Annotated in this window: 15 protein-coding genes; 6 read left to right on the top strand and 9 right to left on the bottom strand. The window is 57.5% G+C overall.

Annotated features, from left to right (window positions below):
- Positions 1–77: 77 nt before the first annotated feature.
- On the top strand, positions 78–377 hold the full coding sequence (locus ACZ5Z2_RS11860) for a helix-turn-helix domain-containing protein (RefSeq protein WP_464758789.1): 300 nt from the start codon (positions 78–80) through the stop codon (positions 375–377).
- Here the strand turns inward: ACZ5Z2_RS11860 and ACZ5Z2_RS11855 are convergent.
- A complete protein-coding gene (locus ACZ5Z2_RS11855) occupies positions 349–1917 on the bottom strand; it encodes a site-specific integrase (protein WP_464758788.1) in 1569 nt (522 codons plus the stop codon). The genes ACZ5Z2_RS11860 and ACZ5Z2_RS11855 overlap by 29 nt on opposite strands.
- Positions 1918–2393: 476 nt before the next feature.
- Complete coding sequence (locus tag ACZ5Z2_RS11850) at positions 2394–2798, bottom strand: H-NS histone family protein (RefSeq protein WP_464758787.1); 405 nt, start codon at positions 2796–2798, stop codon at positions 2394–2396.
- 278 nt (positions 2799–3076) lie between these two features.
- Here ACZ5Z2_RS11850 and ACZ5Z2_RS11845 point away from each other — a divergent pair, with 278 nt between their 5' ends.
- The 3 genes from ACZ5Z2_RS11845 to ACZ5Z2_RS11835 all read left to right on the top strand — a co-directional run bounded on the left by ACZ5Z2_RS11845 (position 3077) and on the right by ACZ5Z2_RS11835 (position 7155).
- Entirely contained in the window at positions 3077–4642 is a 1566-nt protein-coding gene (locus tag ACZ5Z2_RS11845; protein WP_464758786.1) for a DUF6538 domain-containing protein, read from the top strand.
- 171 nt (positions 4643–4813) lie between these two features.
- Entirely contained in the window at positions 4814–5932 is a 1119-nt protein-coding gene (locus ACZ5Z2_RS11840; RefSeq protein ID WP_464758785.1) for a nucleoid-associated protein, read from the top strand.
- Positions 5933–5934: 2 nt separating this feature from the next.
- Positions 5935–7155 carry a hypothetical protein gene (locus ACZ5Z2_RS11835; RefSeq protein ID WP_464758784.1) on the top strand — a complete coding sequence of 407 codons (1221 nt, stop codon included), beginning with the start codon at positions 5935–5937 and terminating at the stop codon, positions 7153–7155.
- 377 nt (positions 7156–7532) lie between these two features.
- On the opposite strand, the gene ACZ5Z2_RS11830 is transcribed toward ACZ5Z2_RS11835, so the two are convergent.
- On the bottom strand, positions 7533–7736 hold the full coding sequence (locus tag ACZ5Z2_RS11830; protein ID WP_464758783.1) for a hypothetical protein: 204 nt from the start codon (positions 7734–7736) through the stop codon (positions 7533–7535).
- A gap of 190 nt (positions 7737–7926) precedes the next feature.
- Positions 7927–9597, bottom strand: a complete 1671-nt coding sequence (locus ACZ5Z2_RS11825) for a hypothetical protein (RefSeq protein WP_464758782.1) — start codon at positions 9595–9597, stop codon at positions 7927–7929.
- A 278-nt stretch (positions 9598–9875) separates the two neighbouring features.
- On the opposite strand from ACZ5Z2_RS11825, the gene ACZ5Z2_RS11820 reads away from it, so the two are divergent.
- Positions 9876–11528 carry a MobA/MobL family protein gene (locus ACZ5Z2_RS11820; protein WP_464758781.1) on the top strand — a complete coding sequence of 551 codons (1653 nt, stop codon included), beginning with the start codon at positions 9876–9878 and terminating at the stop codon, positions 11526–11528.
- Positions 11529–11582: 54 nt separating this feature from the next.
- Here the strand turns inward: ACZ5Z2_RS11820 and ACZ5Z2_RS11815 are convergent, their stop codons facing one another.
- The 4 genes from ACZ5Z2_RS11815 to ACZ5Z2_RS11800 form a co-directional block, all read right to left on the bottom strand.
- Positions 11583–12407, bottom strand: a complete 825-nt coding sequence (locus tag ACZ5Z2_RS11815; protein ID WP_464758780.1) for a hypothetical protein — start codon at positions 12405–12407, stop codon at positions 11583–11585.
- Positions 12404–14068 carry a site-specific integrase gene (locus ACZ5Z2_RS11810; RefSeq protein ID WP_464758779.1) on the bottom strand — a complete coding sequence of 555 codons (1665 nt, stop codon included), beginning with the start codon at positions 14066–14068 and terminating at the stop codon, positions 12404–12406. Before ACZ5Z2_RS11810 ends, ACZ5Z2_RS11815 begins: the two co-directional genes overlap by 4 nt.
- A gap of 509 nt (positions 14069–14577) precedes the next feature.
- Positions 14578–15105, bottom strand: a complete 528-nt coding sequence (locus tag ACZ5Z2_RS11805; RefSeq protein ID WP_464758778.1) for a hypothetical protein — start codon at positions 15103–15105, stop codon at positions 14578–14580.
- 11 nt (positions 15106–15116) lie between these two features.
- Complete coding sequence (locus ACZ5Z2_RS11800; RefSeq protein ID WP_464758777.1) at positions 15117–15464, bottom strand: hypothetical protein; 348 nt, start codon at positions 15462–15464, stop codon at positions 15117–15119.
- A gap of 187 nt (positions 15465–15651) precedes the next feature.
- Between ACZ5Z2_RS11800 and ACZ5Z2_RS11795 the strand changes: the two genes are divergently transcribed.
- Positions 15652–15957 (top strand): helix-turn-helix domain-containing protein, encoded by a 306-nt coding sequence (locus ACZ5Z2_RS11795; protein ID WP_464758776.1) that lies wholly within the window; start codon positions 15652–15654, stop codon positions 15955–15957.
- A 98-nt stretch (positions 15958–16055) separates the two neighbouring features.
- On the opposite strand, the gene ACZ5Z2_RS11790 is transcribed toward ACZ5Z2_RS11795, so the two are convergent.
- Positions 16056–16778 carry a hypothetical protein gene (locus tag ACZ5Z2_RS11790; RefSeq protein WP_464758775.1) on the bottom strand — a complete coding sequence of 241 codons (723 nt, stop codon included), beginning with the start codon at positions 16776–16778 and terminating at the stop codon, positions 16056–16058.
- Positions 16779–16794 lie beyond the last annotated feature (16 nt).

Genomic DNA, 16794 nt, shown 5'->3' with positions numbered 1-16794 from the left:
TCTAGGGATACGTGCATGAAAATCAGGTAAATGGAACAGGGATAAAGACTTGGCTGGCCCGACCAGGATCAGCCTCGATGAAGCCCACTTCTGTCCATCGTCCCGAGTACGTTGCCCTCATCGCCCTCCTCAAGGAATACCGCCTCAAAGCAGGCTTGACCCAGGTGGCCGTGGCCGAGAAGCTCGGCATCAGCCAGACTGGGGTCTCCGACATCGAAGTCGGTAGCAGGGGCGTCGATTTCCTCGTCGCGCGTGACCTATGCAAGCTCTACGGGCGAACCCTTGACCACCTTTCAGCCGACCTCGACAAGCGGTTGCTGGATGAGAAGATCGAACCAGCGCCCCGCATCAAGCGAAAGGATCGGATGAGGCTGTAAGGCTTGGTGCAACGCCAGCTCCACTTTTGGGTGGTCTACCTCGTCTCTTCCTTGTGGATGGAGGCGTGACGGTCAGGTCATCTGCAGTTGCATATTTGATTTCATCGGCAAAATAATCCGCGAACTGCTCGTGGTTGTAAGGCATGAAATTCACGACAGGGAAGGCAATGTCTTCCATTGCTTTCTTGCAACCTTTGACGTCGGCTTCCTTGATGTAATGGACGCGCTCTACAGACCGACCTCGGCCCGTGCCTGTCAATTTCCGTATGGCTGATTCTGGAACCTCGGGCGTCAATTCCGCATATGTCCAAAAATGATTGCGGAAAGAGTGGAATTTTTTCTGAGAATCATCAATTTCGCACCAGCTCTTAAGATGCGTGGAGTTGAACCAAGCTGAAATCTTGGAGCCAGGCGTGCCAGAACCCTTATGTAAATCAGGGAAAAGATGCTTGAAGTGCTGACTCTTCATATAACGAACGTAGTCAAGAAAGCCCAGTTCAATAACCTTGGAATGAATGGGTAAGTATCGTCTGGCGTTTCTTGTTTTTAGCTTCTTACCATTTCTTCCATTGAGCGAAATACAGGGCACTGTGAGGGTATGGCCTTCCTTGTCGACACCGATAGGTACTTCGCAGATATCTTCCACATCAATTTGACCAATTTCATTTACCCTCATGCCTGAAAAGAAAGCAATGAGAATGGCCCAGAACTTCCATGGCGCATCAAGCGCCTTGAGGAATTCAGGGTCAAAGATGGTAGCTAACTCGTTATCATCGAAGGGCTGTCTAGCTTGCTCTTCATCGCGGATGTAATCACTTCCTCGAACGCAGCACGTAACATCACGGCGCATGTCGAATTGAACCATGCACCAATGGAAAAATGATTTTAGCGCCTTGATATGCTTGTACTGAGTCGCCGAGCATATGGGTTTCATACCCTTGGCGTGCGCCTCTCTTGCAATGGTGTAGTAATCCTTGTCCTTAAATTCTTCTTTCTTCTTAGCGTTGGCTGGAATGTGCCTGAGAATGTCGGTGTAGTGAGATACGTCTTTATATCGAAGCTCAGATAAAAGCTTATCTCCAACAATGTCTGAGAATGATGCTTTGACGAAGGCGTAAACGCCTTTGCGAGAATGATGGAGCTTTTTGTATGCACTAGATAGGAAGTATTTTTCCATCGCCTCAGAGAACAAGTGATCCTCTTCAATGGCCTGCTCTTTGATAGTCGTCATGAGCTGCTGATGACGATGCTCGATAACGGCAGTTAATGCCCGGCCCATGCTCTCAATCGCATCGGATGTTGGCGATGGAGGCGGTGGCTGAGTGGGTTCGGTAGTGGGAACTGTTAGTGCAGTTGGTGTGGCGTTTGAGCTATACGCAGTAGGGACAGCCGATTGTCTTAACCATCCATACTTACTGATGCTTTCAAGAATAACGGGGACTTGGCTTCCATCTCGAATGTTAATAATTGCACCAGACGGTAGGACTATCTCACAGATTGGTTTTCCTGATGTATCAGTTTCGTGGTTTATATGGGGCATGAGTCACTTCAAATTATCCCAACATCAGAACTCCTGACTTTCAGTAATGGTAAGTACTTTGGGCGTGCTGTTATATGATAAATGAGTCGCTTGTCAAGCGATTAGATGGGCCGATCAAAAATGCTAAAAAATAGCGTAAATGCTTGCGTTTTTATGTGCTTTCCGATCCGATGAAGTTGGTGAATTTAACCTTGACAGGTCTAGTATTTTTGGCATGATGCAATTAGGTTCGTAAAATTAGACGGTTTATTTTAATTTCACAGAGCCTGGGACTACTTGCTAGTCCATACTTATCTATGGAGTAGTTCTGGAAAATTGAACTAAATCATGGATGTGTTGGTAGGTATTTTTACCTGGGACTAGTGATTAAGAAATGCATGGAGCTAATGTTGGTCATGGATGACCGTTTTCCTTCAACAAAAAAAGCCCCGCAGTAATGCCTACGGGGCTTCTTATCACTCATCCAACGCTGAGTATCACTTCTTGGCGGTGGCCTTTTTCTTCGCTGGAGCTTTCTTGGCAACCTTCTTGGCCGATGCAGTCTTGGCACCTTGGATGAGCAGGTTTTCTGCCGTTACACCACGCTTCTTCAGGGCTTCAACGAACCAGAGTGGACGCTTGCCACGACCCGACCAGGTCTGAGCCGCGTTGTCAGGGTTTCGATACTTCGGAGCCACAGCAGCCTTCGGGCCTTTCGCACCCTTACCACCCCGCCTCGGGTAGACCTCATCCAAGGTCAGGCCAGAGCTTGCAAGGAGTGCGTCCATCTTGGCGCGAACTTCATGGATGTGGTTTTTGCGGGCGGCACCCATCTGGGCCTCGGCACTTTTGATGAGCGCTTGGAGTTCTGCGGGGGAAAGGGCATCGAGATTGATAGCCATGGTGATCCTTGGTTGAAGGGGCGGTTTTGTTTATCACGGGTCGGGTAGGTGTTCAACGGCTAGGTTCATTTGAACCGCCTGTTCTGACCTTGACCGATGGAATAGGGCAGGCCAAGATCACTCCACAACTCAAACCACGATGTGTGGCTTGGCAGGCCTTACGGGATACGGGGGAGATCACCTCCCTCTCTCTCCGCCAGATTGCAAAGAAGCCCTTTTTTAGGGCTTTTTTGTTGTCCTGGAGAAAGGCGCTTGGTCAAGTCGGTTGGTCAAATCCAATGCGACTTGCACACCATTTGCTGCGCCATGCCTCGGGCGTGTTCCACTTCCGCCTAATCGTTCCGGCCGATCTTCAACCCCTCCTTGGGCGGCGAGTCATCAAGAAATCGCTGGGCACCCGCGACCCCACATTGGCACGCTGGTGGGCCTACGCGCTGGGTGCGCGCTATGCTCAACTCTTCACCACGGCAAGGAGCAGGGGGAGCGCGATGGCCAAGGAGCCCAGGGAGGACGGCGTGTCTGCGCCGCCGAGGAAGCGTGATGTCCAACTTCGCACGGGCAGCGGTAACGAGGTGGTGGATTACGCCTGCGAGATCCGGGCGGATGGCTCCATGCGTATGGAGGCCAAGGACGAAGCCGATCACGCGCGCATGATGGCAGCGCTGAAAGAGGCCAAGGAGCCTCCCGCGTGGTTGACGCAGGCATTGCCTCGGCCCTCAGCCCCCTCCGCCGCGTCGGATGTGATGGGATTGGCTGGGGCGATGGAGAAGCTGGGCGCATCGCTGGCCCAGTCGTTGTCCGCGCAGGCCGTGTCCTCGTCAGCGTCCCCGGGGGCAGTGGTTCCGTCCCGCCCCCGTGCGATCGGGCTGGCGGCGGATCAGTGGCTGAAAAGCATCGAGACAGAAACACTCCGGAAGACCCTGACGATCAAGTCCGCGGCCATCATGGGTTTTGCGCGGCACGTCGGCTTGAAGAAGCTCTTTCACGAGGTGCAGCGCGAGGACGTGCATGCGTGGGTGGAAGCGATGCGGGCCAGCGGCTTGCAGACGCCCACCCTGGTCAACAAGACCTCCTATCTGCGCGGCTTTTTCACCTGGGCGGTGCAGGCCGGGCATTACCCCAAGTTCCCCAGAGACGAAAACCCGGCCATGGGCCACGTGATCTTCCGCAAGCGGGAGAAGCTGAAACGGAAGGCGATGGGGTTCCGGGCCTTCACCCAGGAGCAGATCCAGGCGCTCTACGCGCCGGAAGCCTTGGCGACGCTGGGCGAGGGTGCCCGTTGGGGCGCGCTCATCGGCCTCTACACCGGGGCCCGTGTGTCAGAGGTTGGCCAACTTGCGCTGGCGGATTTCATCGTCGTGGATGGGGTGCCGTGCCTGACGATCACGGACGAAGGAGAAGGGCAGAGCATCAAGAATGAGGCCAGCCGGCGCACGATCCCCCTCCATCCGGATTTGCTCACCCTGGGGCTCATGGAGCGGGTCGAGCAGTTGCGGCAGAAGGAGGAGACGCGGCTGTTCCCCAAGGTGAAGGTCGGGGCGGTGAACGGGCAGGGCCAATGGCTCAGCAAGGCGTTCACCCGGCACATCGAAGCAGTCGGGATCACAAAGCCTGCCAAGGGCAAATATGGGTTCCACAGCCTGCGAAAGACCGCAATCCAGACGATGAAGTCAGCCAAGGTGCCGTTGGAGTGGCGCTGTGCTTATGTTGGGCATGATCTTGATGAGGAGCATGTCGAAACGTATTCCGGCGAGTATGGGCCGCGGGAGATGTTGGGTGTGGTGATGCCAGGACTGGGTTGGGGAATGGGTGTTCCGGAGCTTCGCCGGGTTCTATTTGGATAATGAAGAGTCTCGTTTAGTCGAGTGGCAGGGCTGCTTTGCTGCTTCGACCGTTCGCCCGGTTCGGGTCATCTCAAGTTTCGAGACGCCCTGAGATTACCCTTGGTTTTCGGGTATGCGAGGTTGACCGTTATCATGCTTTAACCGGCTTGCCGCCGGAAAAACGGGGGAGCAATGGACGCATTAAAGAGTGCAGTCATTCATAGTTTGGAAAAGGACGCGCACGACGCTATGACCACAATCCGGCATGCGAGGGGTGCCCTCGATGTGACGGATAGGATGGTCGTGCAGTTGGCTCGTCAGCTCGCTGACTTGGTGGGTAAGGACGGAAATGCTGTGCTCTGGGGGCAGTTCGCTGCCGCCAACCGCGAAGGCAACTTCCCTGGAGCTGTTCGCACGCTGATGGATGAGGAGTTTGCCACATCGGCCTTTATGGATCTGTCTGTCGCAACCATGGAAGAGCTGAGGGAGCAGGCCGAGAAAAAGAGCGGCGCGACCGGTGGCCATATCTTCTTCGGTCAATATCAGACCAACGGATCCGCGTTCCTGTTGGTAGCCATGATCAAACAGAAAGGGGCCATTACCTTGTCTGAGGATCTTCGCCCGACAGAGATCAAAGAAATCGACATGTCGAAGCTTCACCAGGCCGCCCGCATCAACCTGGCGCGCTATGGTGAGCATCTCTCCGCCGACTCGGATGATGACGGGAATACCCAAGATCAGACCGAAAATTCGGAAGAAAAGACCTATCTGTGCTTCGTCAATCGCCGGGGGCGAGAGGAGGTTGCCGATTACTTTGTTGATGCTCTGGGGTGCGTCAAAGGCACTTCCTCATCGCAGCTGACCACGAAACTACTCAAGTCCGTCAAACAGTATGTGCGGGATCTACCCGAGATCGCGGGCGCGCATACGGAGATCAAGCAGGGCGTTGTGGACTACATGCAATCGCTTGGGGAAGGCCAGAACGTAAAGCTGGACGAAGTGGTCTATGCCGCCAAGGCAAAGGTTCATCCAACGCAAGCTCAGATCCTTGATGGGCTCAAACAGTTCCTGAACTCCGATCAGTGTCAAATCCCGGACGAGTTTCCGTTGAGCCGCCAAGCCTTGAAGCCGCACATTCGCATCAATGCTAAGAAGTCAAACTGGGGCCTGTGGTTCGAGACCGGCATTGTTGGCACTGCCGACTCCGAGTTTCTCTATGATGTTGTTCAAAAGCGACTGACGCTGACCGACCTGCCGCCGGACACGGTCGGTAGCATCGAGGCGGCGCTTCGGGCGCGTGGTCAGTTGTAGTCATGTTCGCCAACGTCGTCGCGCTTTACAGGAACTCGGGCCGCCCCGGTCTGGCTGGAGATCGCTTCTCTTTCCTGGGAACGGCTACTCCTGCGTTGGACGACACCATTCAGGCTTGCGAGCATCTCGACCCCGGCTTCGGGCACTTCGTCGACGGACCGGATCGATCAGACGGGGAAGTTGATTTTACGTGGGCGTTATCTAGCAATGAAACCGGTCGGTTCTACTTGTCCGTTGACGACTTTGTTGCTCGATGCGAAACCATCCACCGGGGCGAGTTTCCGCAGCACTTCTACATTGTCGATTTGGACTATTTTTCCCAAGAGCCTCGGACGACGGCCGTTGCCCAGCTGCAAGCGATTGAGCGTCTGTGCGAGCTGATCAGGCTTCTGGCTGCTCTTAGTGTCAGTGGAAACCTTGCATTGGCCGCAGGTCGGCCAGCACATCTGCTTTTCGTGAAGCCAGCGGCCTCAGGCGCGCCTCCAGTGACCGTGGAACTTACCACTCGTATTCAATTGGCCATGCTTGCGGCACCGAAGCCCGATATGGAGGTTCTCCGGGATCTTCTAAGTGAACAATCCCAGGGCAAGGTGAGAACCGAGGAATACAAGGCGATCTTCCGACTGGCCATTGCTGGGGTATGTGCTGAGGAGTCTTCTGAGGTTTCGCGTTTCGCACTACTGGTCGAGAAATGGGGCAGCATCCTGCAGCGCTTCCGGTATGACGTTGAATGCGTTGTGGATCGTATTTCTTTTGACGCCTTACGCCGGGAGATCGCGGACGCCGAACTCACATTTGTGGGCAAGGTGAACACCTCAGTTGTGGACAACGCCACTAAGTTCCTAGGTATCCCCGTTTCACTCGTAGCGGTTGCTGCGATTGCGTCCAGTAACTCGATCATCAGCGACATGCTTGTCTGTCTTGGTGCGCTGATCGTTGCCTTGGTCGTGAGTGGGGTATCGAAGGCGACCCGGCTACAACTCGGGACGACGACAACGGCGTTCAACACAGCACTGGCAAGTATGCGAGATCGGTCTCAAGCGAGCGGTGATGTGGCCGACCAGCTGAACATCCTTGCGAAAACCTATAACCGGCGGCGCGCCTTTGCTTCCCAAGTCGTCGCCACCTTTCAGGTCATGGCTTGGCTGCCCCCCTGGGTGGCCTTAGCCATCATCGCTTGGAAGTTCCCGCCGCCATGGATGATCAGTCTTTATGGGAGTTAGCAAGACATCATAGAAACATTCCATGGCTTATATGTATGTGGATTGCGCAAAGGCCTGTCTACATTTCATCCAAGCAATCCAAGATCGCTGATTTTACTTTTTAAACAACTAAGGAGATCACACATGCGTCCTGGAAGCAGATCGATAGGAAGGATCCGTGTTCCCTCTCCGCCGGCTGGAAAGTATTCGACCAGTGCTCCGAGCTTCTATGTCATGGAGGTTTTTTACGTGGATGAAGAAGGAAATCGGCTAGATCAACCACCTACTTGCTGGTATGTGATGGAGGATAGCGTTCCACCCACTGTTAAGAAGGTATGTTCAAGCCCCGATGATGCCGAGGCCTACGTGCTCGCGCTCCATGAAAAATACGGGCGAGGTTAGATTCTCTCCCGGAGCTTGGGCACATGTGCCACGTCCTGCTTTTGCCACAGGATTGGAGATGCCGACCATTCTGTATTATTGGACTGCCACTGTTCGATGCATGCTTTCAAAGCTTCATCGGCCTGGGTTCTTGCCTCCGCAACTGGGCATCTTGTCAGAGCAGCTAGAAAGGCTTGGTTCCAAAAGTCTTCGATCGTCATGGCGGATAACCTTGAAGTTGTCGTCACACATCTAGCAGGCGGCAATCAACTGTCAAGTAACTCGTGGGAACATCGGGGACAAAAGCGAAGCAGTGCAGGTCGTAGAGCGCGTCTTAGTGTTCTGCGAACACGACGCTCACAGCCCGGCCAACGCTAAGCATCTAGCCACCAGCTTGTGCTGCTCGCTGGCCTAACCGCCTGAGTTGGCCCAGAAGGTCTGTGCGAAGCCTGCATCATCCGCCAGCAGCAGCCAGAGGTGTTCCTTGAAGTGAGGGCCCGACATGCCGCGGTAGCTCAGGCTTACTGGAATGGTTGCGCCCGATCGCCAATCACCTGCGGCGCCCAGTGAACCAAAGGCATTCGATGCGCCTTTGCCATTGGCCAGGACCGGAATAACAATGTCCGAGAAGAACACCCGTGCCGCATCGTTGGGGATGGGGTGCGCTGAATCCGGATGGGTCATTGCTGCCCGGATGTCGGCCTCATCGGCATGAAGAGACACGTCCAGGGCAGGACGCGTGCCCGTATTCTCAATGAGTAGGTTCAAGGCAATCCCCGCGTTGCCACCGTCGTGAGTGCTGATCCTGACGGTCAGTAGGGGGCGGTTGGATTGCCGCCATGCCCGTATCGTGGAAACCAGGGAGAGGATGGCCACCAGCATGGATGTGGTCGAGATCCACAGCGCCATATCGGATTCTCGATGCTGGGGCGGGGTGGCTGCCTTGGCTGGGACGTCCCCTGTCGGTGTTGGTGCTGTGGTTGCCGCCGGGCAATCACCCACCCTGCGAACCTGCGACGCCGGGATGAGTTGCGTGGGTGCCTGATGCGACAACTTAGCGTAGTAAGTGTCATCCAATCGGGTGGCAAACCAAAGAGGTTGGCTTTGGCCGGGGTGGGTAGGATCGAGGATGTCTGCCCATGTTTTAGCCGGAGCGTTTTCGCCGGCATACAGCAGGACGCACTCCCTACCATCCTGGGATGAAATTCGGAGCGGATAAGCGGCAATCTGGCCGCCGAAGGGTGGGTAAAGAAGCGGGAGTGCCATGACCCCGATGGCGAGAAGAACCGCAACCCTCGCGTCTTTGAACGACCAGCCGTGAACGGCTTTGTGGGCCGTGATCAATTGGGCCAGGGCGATGGTGATGGAAAGCGCCATACAAGCCGCGCTTAACTCCATCAAGGTTCGGGGTTGAGCGTTTGTGGCCATTTTGAGCGCCCCGAAATACACCCAGAACACCACAAGCATCTGACTGGCCACCGCAAACGATAGCGCCGATACAAATCGCCATGGTGAGGTTCGGTCGCTTCGGGCCAGCTTGTAGATTCGCCACATGAGCCAGTAGGCCAGTGCCAGCACGATTGCCAGCAACCCCAGGATGAAAGGGCCGGCACCGATGTCATGAAATCGGGTCATGCCAAAAATGATCAGTGGCCAAGCGATGGCAATGGCCACGCTGATCAGGCCCCACCGTTCTGGCAGCGATAGCGAACCGTAAGGCGATTTCGCGCCTCTTTGTAAGGCTTGCCTTCGTTCTAAGGCCCACTGTTGATGGCCATGAAGCAAGGTGTGCCCTTTGGCATCGACCGGCATAGAAAGGAAAATCGCCGGCGCGAGGGATGCAAGGGACAGAACAGCTACGTTAGCGCCGACTGCGGCAGCGAGCGCAGGGAGGCCAGAAAGGACTCCTGGTGATGTAAAGCCCACCGGGAGGGCAAAGGTTTTGGTGAATTCGAACCAGTAGAGGGCACTGATGGCTAAAAGTATGCCTCCCAAGGGCACGGCCACCTTGGCCAGCCATGCGATGAGATCCAGAACGTGTTCGGACATGGTGGGCCGATCAGGTCCATTCGACGATGTCATGTGTGCTCCATGCGTATGGTTAAACGGAGACTTGGCTGGCTAGGGTGGTGCCCCTTGGCGTGCAAAGACTACAAGGCATCATTCGCAGCAGGTTAGCCCGCTTAAATGCCCACTTAGCTGCGCAATGTTGAGGATGTTTTGTGTCAAGTATGCTTGACACGTTACAGGCATCTGCTTTGATAGCTCTGTGGGGCGGGCATGCACGGCCGGCAGCCCGCTTCTTTATGGTCAGGATGACCGATCGCCCACGCAGGGCGGCCTATGACAAGGATGATGACATGGCTCTGCATGCCCGCCCCCACCTTGAAACCCACAGCCGGGGTGCCGGTCACTCGGCCATCGCCGGGGTCGCTTACCGCCTCGGCCTGCGCCTCTACGACCGGCGCACCGGCCAGTGGCACGACTACCGTCGGCGGAAGATCGGCGAGGAAATCGTCCGGGCGCTCACAGTGGCCCCCGAGGGTGCGCCGCCCTGGGCTACGGATCCCGAAGAACTCTGGAACCGTGCGGAGGCCGCTGAGAAGCGGAAAGACGCCCAGGTGGCCAGGGATTACAGGATCCCGGTGCCCATTGGTTTGACGGATCAGCAGGCCGGCGACCTGGCCGAGGAGATGGCTCGGTTCATCTGCCGAGAACTGCATACGGCGGTTTCGTTGGGTCTGCACCGCGATGCAGACGTGGACGCCCTTGGCAATGTGAAGCCACCTGATAGGCAGGGCTTTCATGCTCATATCTATTTCCCGACCCGCCGGCTGGAAGATATCCAGGGGGAGGACGGTGCCTCCAACTGGGGGCTGGGCGCCAAGCTGGTGCTGCTCTCGAACAAGAACACGTCCGGGGCGTTCGTGGAACGCCTCAATGAAAAGTGGGCAGAACTGGCCAACCGTTATACGGCGGCCAACAACCTGCCCGCGGACTACACCCACCTCAGCTATGCCCGCCAGGAGCTGCCGTTCGTCCCGCAGCCTACGTTGGGCGCGGCCGTCACGGCCATGGAGCGGAAAGGCTTCTTTACGCGCCGGGGCGATGCGCTGCGCGGGGACATCCTTGTTCCATCCTTGGTCTACGAGGCCGCCCATGCCGTCGTGCTCGAAGAGCAGCAGCGACAGGCTCAGGCCGACGTGCAGCGAGAAGCAGTGCAGCCAATCAGGGCCGAGCCGCCACCGGATCCATGCCCGGCGACGGGTCAAACTGATGCAACGCCGACGCCGGCAGCCACCCCGTCATCCGCCCCGGCGGCAGACCCGCCCATTCCGCTATTGGAAGGAGCGCCCGGTTCACTTCTGGCGAGGTTCCGGGAAAAGGTGCCCGCCCCCGAGGAACCCGAGGCGCGGCGGTTGTTTGCCCAGGTGCTGCGCCTAGTGCGGGTGATCGAGAAGGTGCTGAGTGTCCTGGCTCGCCTGGCGATCCAACTCAGCGACCACCATGAGGAACGCGACCGGCGCGAAGCCACTGCCTTCATGCATGAGGGTCAACACCGCGAACGGCGAGCGGTGCGTCAGTCCGCGCGGCAGCAGCTGGCCCAATGGGAGGCCGCGCATCCGTGGCGGTTGCGCACGGCCACCGTCATAGGGGAGCCCACCGAGTGGCAGCGACTACACCGCGAGGTGAGGCGATGGGATGAACTCACCCACGAGGCCCAAACCGCAGGGCGGCGTGTGCGGTCGCAGATCGCCACGTTCGACCAAGAAGGTCACCAACTGCGCGGTGACCAGCGCGAGCAGTTGGGTCGGCTCGGCGGCTCATTGGACAGCGTCCGCGACACCAGCGCCGATTGGGTTCTGGCCCTGCGCACCGCGGCAACCGCCGAGGAACAGGATTGGATCAAGGCCGCGCGGCCGGTGCTGGTGCGGGAGGACTGGAAGACCGCTGAGCCGACGCTTCGGCAACCGGCGTTGGAGCATCGGCCGAAGATGGGGCGGCCGGCATGAAGGGATATCCGTGGCTGAAGTCTGAATTGTGGGATGAGCGGTTAGGTAGTAGGCTCAGAATGGAATATCGTCGTCAAAATCTTTGCTAACTTTATTTGGTTTAGGCTTCATCAAAGTAAATTGGGACTTATTTGCCATAAGCCATTCCCAGCCGCTCTCCGTGAAGCTGTATACGGTAATCAGATCACCATCCCTATCAAGCCCTTCCGTCTGCGAAATGAGGCCATGGTTTACTAAGGCTTTGGCTGCAAGTGCGGCAGCAAATGGTGTGAAGCCAGCTTTCTCCATATCTCTGCGTATAACATAAAGACTGACGTTATCTTGAAGGGAGTAGAGATTTTCTCCTATGGTGGCGAGTGCCACCATTTCATGGGTCTCCAAGCCTTCAATTTTTGTCAATTTCGATAACCCAGCCGCAGCATCCCGTAACGTTGTTTCCTTGTTGAGGAGGGCTTTCATCCGTTCAGTGACTTTTGATTGTAGTTCTTTAAAATCCTGAGGGGTGCTCGTTTTGTATTTCAGAATGTTCCGATGCTGGACGTCAAAGGGATATTTGGTGGGGCGGTGCTCAGAACAAATCATAACCACCGGGCGATCGGAAGCGATGGCAAAGCCAAGTTCGAACCACACGTTTGGATTGTCCAAGGTGATATCTGCCAAGCAGATCCGCGCATCCCTGATCTGATCTTCAATCTCTTGAATGGGGATGGATGCTCCCGGATCCCGATCAACACGATACGGCTCCAGATCGGCTGCAACAATCGCAGGTGCAAGCACTTGATCGTATCGAGCGTCGAAATCGCCGCCATCAAACGGCTGGATGACAAAACACCGTTCCATCGTTGTGCCCCGTGCCCCTGTATTCAGTCGGGGCATCATAGAAGGTATTTCGCCCTTCGTCCTTTTCTGCTGACTACTGGCTTCCCTTCTTCCCCCAGCCGTTCCGCATGGGCTCCTTGGGCGGTGGCCAGCGCCAAGTAAGCCGCGAACCGCTCCGACACATACGGCACCAGATCCAGCGGTGGATAGGTCACGCCATCCAGGGCGCGTTTGCATTCCAGCAGTGACCCACGGGCCACGTAGGTTCGTGCATCTACGCCCTGGCCGTCACTGTGGCCGTTGATCGTCTGGATGACGCTCTTGGGGACGTGAGCCCGGTCGCATCGGGTGGTCAGGGTGTGGCGGAAACAGTGCAGGGATTTCTTGGCGCTGGTGATCCCGCAGGTATGGCGGAGGTGATGCTGGTTGAACCACCGGGAGGTGGTGCGGCCGGGGCCACCCTCCGGCCACTGCAAGCCGGGGAACAGGTGCTCGGATCCGGATGCTCGGACATCCGCCACGTAGCGCTCGAACCCCAGTTTCAGCAGGCGCGCCGGCACCGGCATCCGGCGCACTGAATAGACCGTCTTGATGCTCTGGCCGTCGCGGAACGGGCTGATGTCGAAGTAAGGGATAGTGTGCTCCACGCCCTCCTCATCTGTCTCGGTGTCGGTCTGGATATCGTCCAGATAGAGCTGCGAAATCTCATTGACCCGCATGCCCGTGAACAACGAGATCAGCGGCACCCAATATTTGTGCGGTTCCGTGTAGCGGCTCAGGTGCTGGGGCGCAAAGATGGCTTGAAGATCCTGCGCGGAGAAGATGTCCTTCTTCTTCGGGATCGCGTCTCGGTAGCGGGAGTTGTCCACGTAGTGGAATGGGTTTTCCGGGATCGTCTTGGTCTCCACGCACCAGTTGAAGAAGGCGTTCAGGCCCATGATGTGCTTGTATTGGGTGCCGCGCTGGATCGTTGTCAGTTTCCGCTTCTTGGTCTGGGCAGCCACTGTCCGCGCCGGGAGACCGATGAGTTCCGGGTAGTGAGCCAGATAGCGCGGCCAGGAGGCCAGGACATCGGCCATGGCGTTGGCATCTTCGGCGGTGACCTCGGCCACAGGCTTGTCGCCCAGCACATCCAGCAGCATGTCCAAGATGTAGCGGCGATCCCGGGTGGCCGGGGTGGCTTTCTTGGGCCCGCGCGCCAGGTTGGCGAGGTCCAAGGCCATCATCTCGCTCAGGAGCCGACCGGTGGCGATCGGTGCTGATTCGGCCGTGGCCTTGGCTTTGGGTTGGATTTGGATTCCGGCCGGGGTGCCCAAGGGCGGGAGTGTAGCGGGTGGCAGCGCGGGAACGATCTCCGCCGCGGCGGCATCCGTAATGGGGACAGTATTCGCCCCCTGACCAGTCAGTGGCAGCGACGGCGGGGGCGGTGCGGGCACCGGCGTGGAGGCCCAGACACTCTCATGCCGATGGGCGGTAGCATCCATGCCGAGTGATGGCGGCGACCGGAGAAACCGGATGGCAGTGTCGGCCCGATCCAGCATGAACTCCCGATCCACCATGCCTGGCCGGCCCGCCTGCGCCCGCATGCGATCAAGCAGGCCCAGCCGTTCGACCAGCTCCATGACCAGGACATGCCCATCCGGACAGGTCGGGGAGACGCGGAACCCTTCACGGGTGGCCACGAGGTCGTAGAGATGAGGTTCGGGGCTGGCGAGGGGCATGACGAGAACAACCGAGAAACGGAGCCGACGTTCTAGTCAAGATTTGTGCGCTGTCAACCCATTGTTTTTGCAAAGAAAATCACACTTTCAGAATCGACATTCTGGCGCGGTTGGCGGCCACTCAACACCGAAATGGCCGAGAAAACGGGGTGTTTCTCTTGCCGCCGTCGATACGCAACCCGTCCGGCGAGCCGGTGGCGTTGACAATCTGTGCGTTTCTGGGAGGTTAGACCCCTCTGCCCGGAGGCCCCCATGGCCGTGTCCCGAAACGTGTTTTTTGCCGCTTCGACCACCCCAGGGAAATAGGTAGGGTCTAAAAGACATACCACCTATTTTCAAGTAAAGCGCCGCCAGCGTTGAGATTTTCCAAGCTGCATTTTTCCGGATACTCGTCCGGCACAGGCTCATAGAAAAAGCCGCCCCCAACGGAGGCGGCCCCCAGGTTCCGGTGCATCGGCGCGTGCGCCTGACTTCTCGGAGTCACCCAAGCCTGGTGTGGAGAACAGCGGTCAGGGGTTCAGCAACGCCGTGAGTCGGGCATGCCATTCCTTCGCCAGTTCATGCTGGAAGTGGCTGCCCATCTTGATCTTGTGGGTGGGATGATCCACGTCGGCTGTTGTGAGGATCAGGTAGTTATCGTTGTGCCAGATCTTGCCGTAGCCATTGGGCTGATCCACCCACTCGTGCTTCCACCGGCGGACGTCCTCACGATTGAGGAGCCATTCCTTGCCCTTGGTGTCGCGGAACCACACTTGGCCTGTGGCCGCATTGATGGCGACATTCTTGGCGTGGTGCGTGGCTTCGAAAGAATGGCCGTTCGCGTGAAGCGTGATTGGCCCGGCGTTCTTGGCCTTGGGCTGGGGGTTGAAGACCGAGAAGAGCCTCGGCAAAAGAAACCAGGCTCCCAGCATGCAGCCGGGCACCAGCAAACCAGGCGGCAGGAAACGAAGCCCCACCACAAAAAACAGGAGCCATCCGGCGATGAAGCCAGCCACAATGGCCACGGCGATGCGCGCGATCTGGATCAGGATGCCCATGCTGATCCCCCTCACTGGTTTGACTGGGTGTTTTCAGCCCGCAGGTATTTCCCATTGCGGTCGAAATACAAATAGCTGTCCTTGTCGCTCGTGTTCGCTTTGACCGGGGCAAAGGGCACGTAATCGTCCACGGATGATTTGCTGACGATGACCTGATAGTGAAGGCGGGTGGTGCCGTCGCTTTCGGTTTCCCGTTCTTGCGGCTGCCCCAAGGCTGCGATGACCTGATCCATCGTCGTTTGATGCGGGACGAACCCTTGAACCGCGCTTTGGTTGAAATCTTTGCCGATGGTCGTGGCGCAACCGGCCAACAACATCATCACCGCCATCACCGCGGCCAGTTTCAGACTGTGCTTCATAGGGAACCCCTGTCTCGGAGCAGGTGCGCGTGACGATCACCAAGGCCGCACCTGCGCCGTCCCTGGCAACGCGAGAATACCGATGCAAAACGATTAAAGTCGAATAGTGATTAAATGCGTAGTCGCTACATGCGTAATGCGTTGATGCATATAGCTTTATGGCCTGTCCTGTTTCAGGGAGCCGGCCATGGCCACGACGAAAAAGGCGGTCCTTCGCCCCGCCAAATCCATTCATCGGCCTGAAAACCAGGTCGTTATCGAGGTGTTGCGGGCCTTGCGCGAGCGCACGGGTCTCAACCAGACCCAGTTTGCCGAGGCGCTGGGACGCACCCAGAGTTACGTGAGCAGTGCCGAGCGCGGGGCCAAGCTGGACACCTTGCAGATCCGGGACTGGTGCCATGCCTGTGGCACCGACCTGATCGGCTGGGCCACGGAGGTTGAGAAGGCCTTGGGTGGTGGCCGCAAAGTCATCGGGCGCAAGGGATTAGCCTGACGCCGGATGCCCTTCGGGCGGGCCGACACCGAGCGCCGGACGTCACCGGCGCCCCACATCGGCCATGGAGTCAGGGGCGTAAATGGCAAGTGCGGCACCTACCCTCCGCCTTCGAACGCCCAATCGTAAACCTTGTCCGGCGGATGCGGCCCCACATAGAACACGACCACGATTGATTGGCCATGGCGCTCCAGGCAGTCGAAATACACGCGTGCCGCTGCTTCCGCCGTGGTGTGATCGCCATCCTTTAGGTGCCACCACGATTTTTTATTTTGCGGCGGCCCACCTCTAAATCCCACTTTACTGTGGGCGGCATAGTCCACCCTATGGCGCGCCTTCCACTCGCGCATGGGCCCCAGATCCTCGCCTTGGGCCTTGCGCATCAGGATGTTGGCGGCGCGTTGGATGAAGGGCCAGCGCAGCGGGTCCGTCTCATCGGCACGCGCCAACGCCCCCTCGGCAAGCACTAAGTGATTGCATTGGGCCACACATGCACGGAATGCCTCGGTCGGGCAGACCACTGCTTGGGCTGCTGCTGGCTGGGTGGCTTGTAGCCAGGCGATGAGCTGTTGGTCGTCGCCCCGAAAGGTCTTGGCGCAATATTCCACCGTCGTCACTGCTTCCACAGCCCGACGATACCCACGCACGATCTGACAGGTTGCACAAGCCGGTTTGATCGTGTCCAGTCGCTCGAAAAGATGGTCATCGGGCCGATCTTCGCCCTTTTTGACCAACACCACTTCCACATCCGTTGTCCCGGTGCGAGCGACCAACTCTCGGGCTTGGACGGCAAAATGTTGGTAGACGAAGAGGTATCGCACGACCTCGCCCCGGACC

This window comes from Rhodanobacter sp. G1 (assembly GCF_055397855.1).
This window is presented reverse-complemented; position numbering and strand designations above follow the sequence as displayed.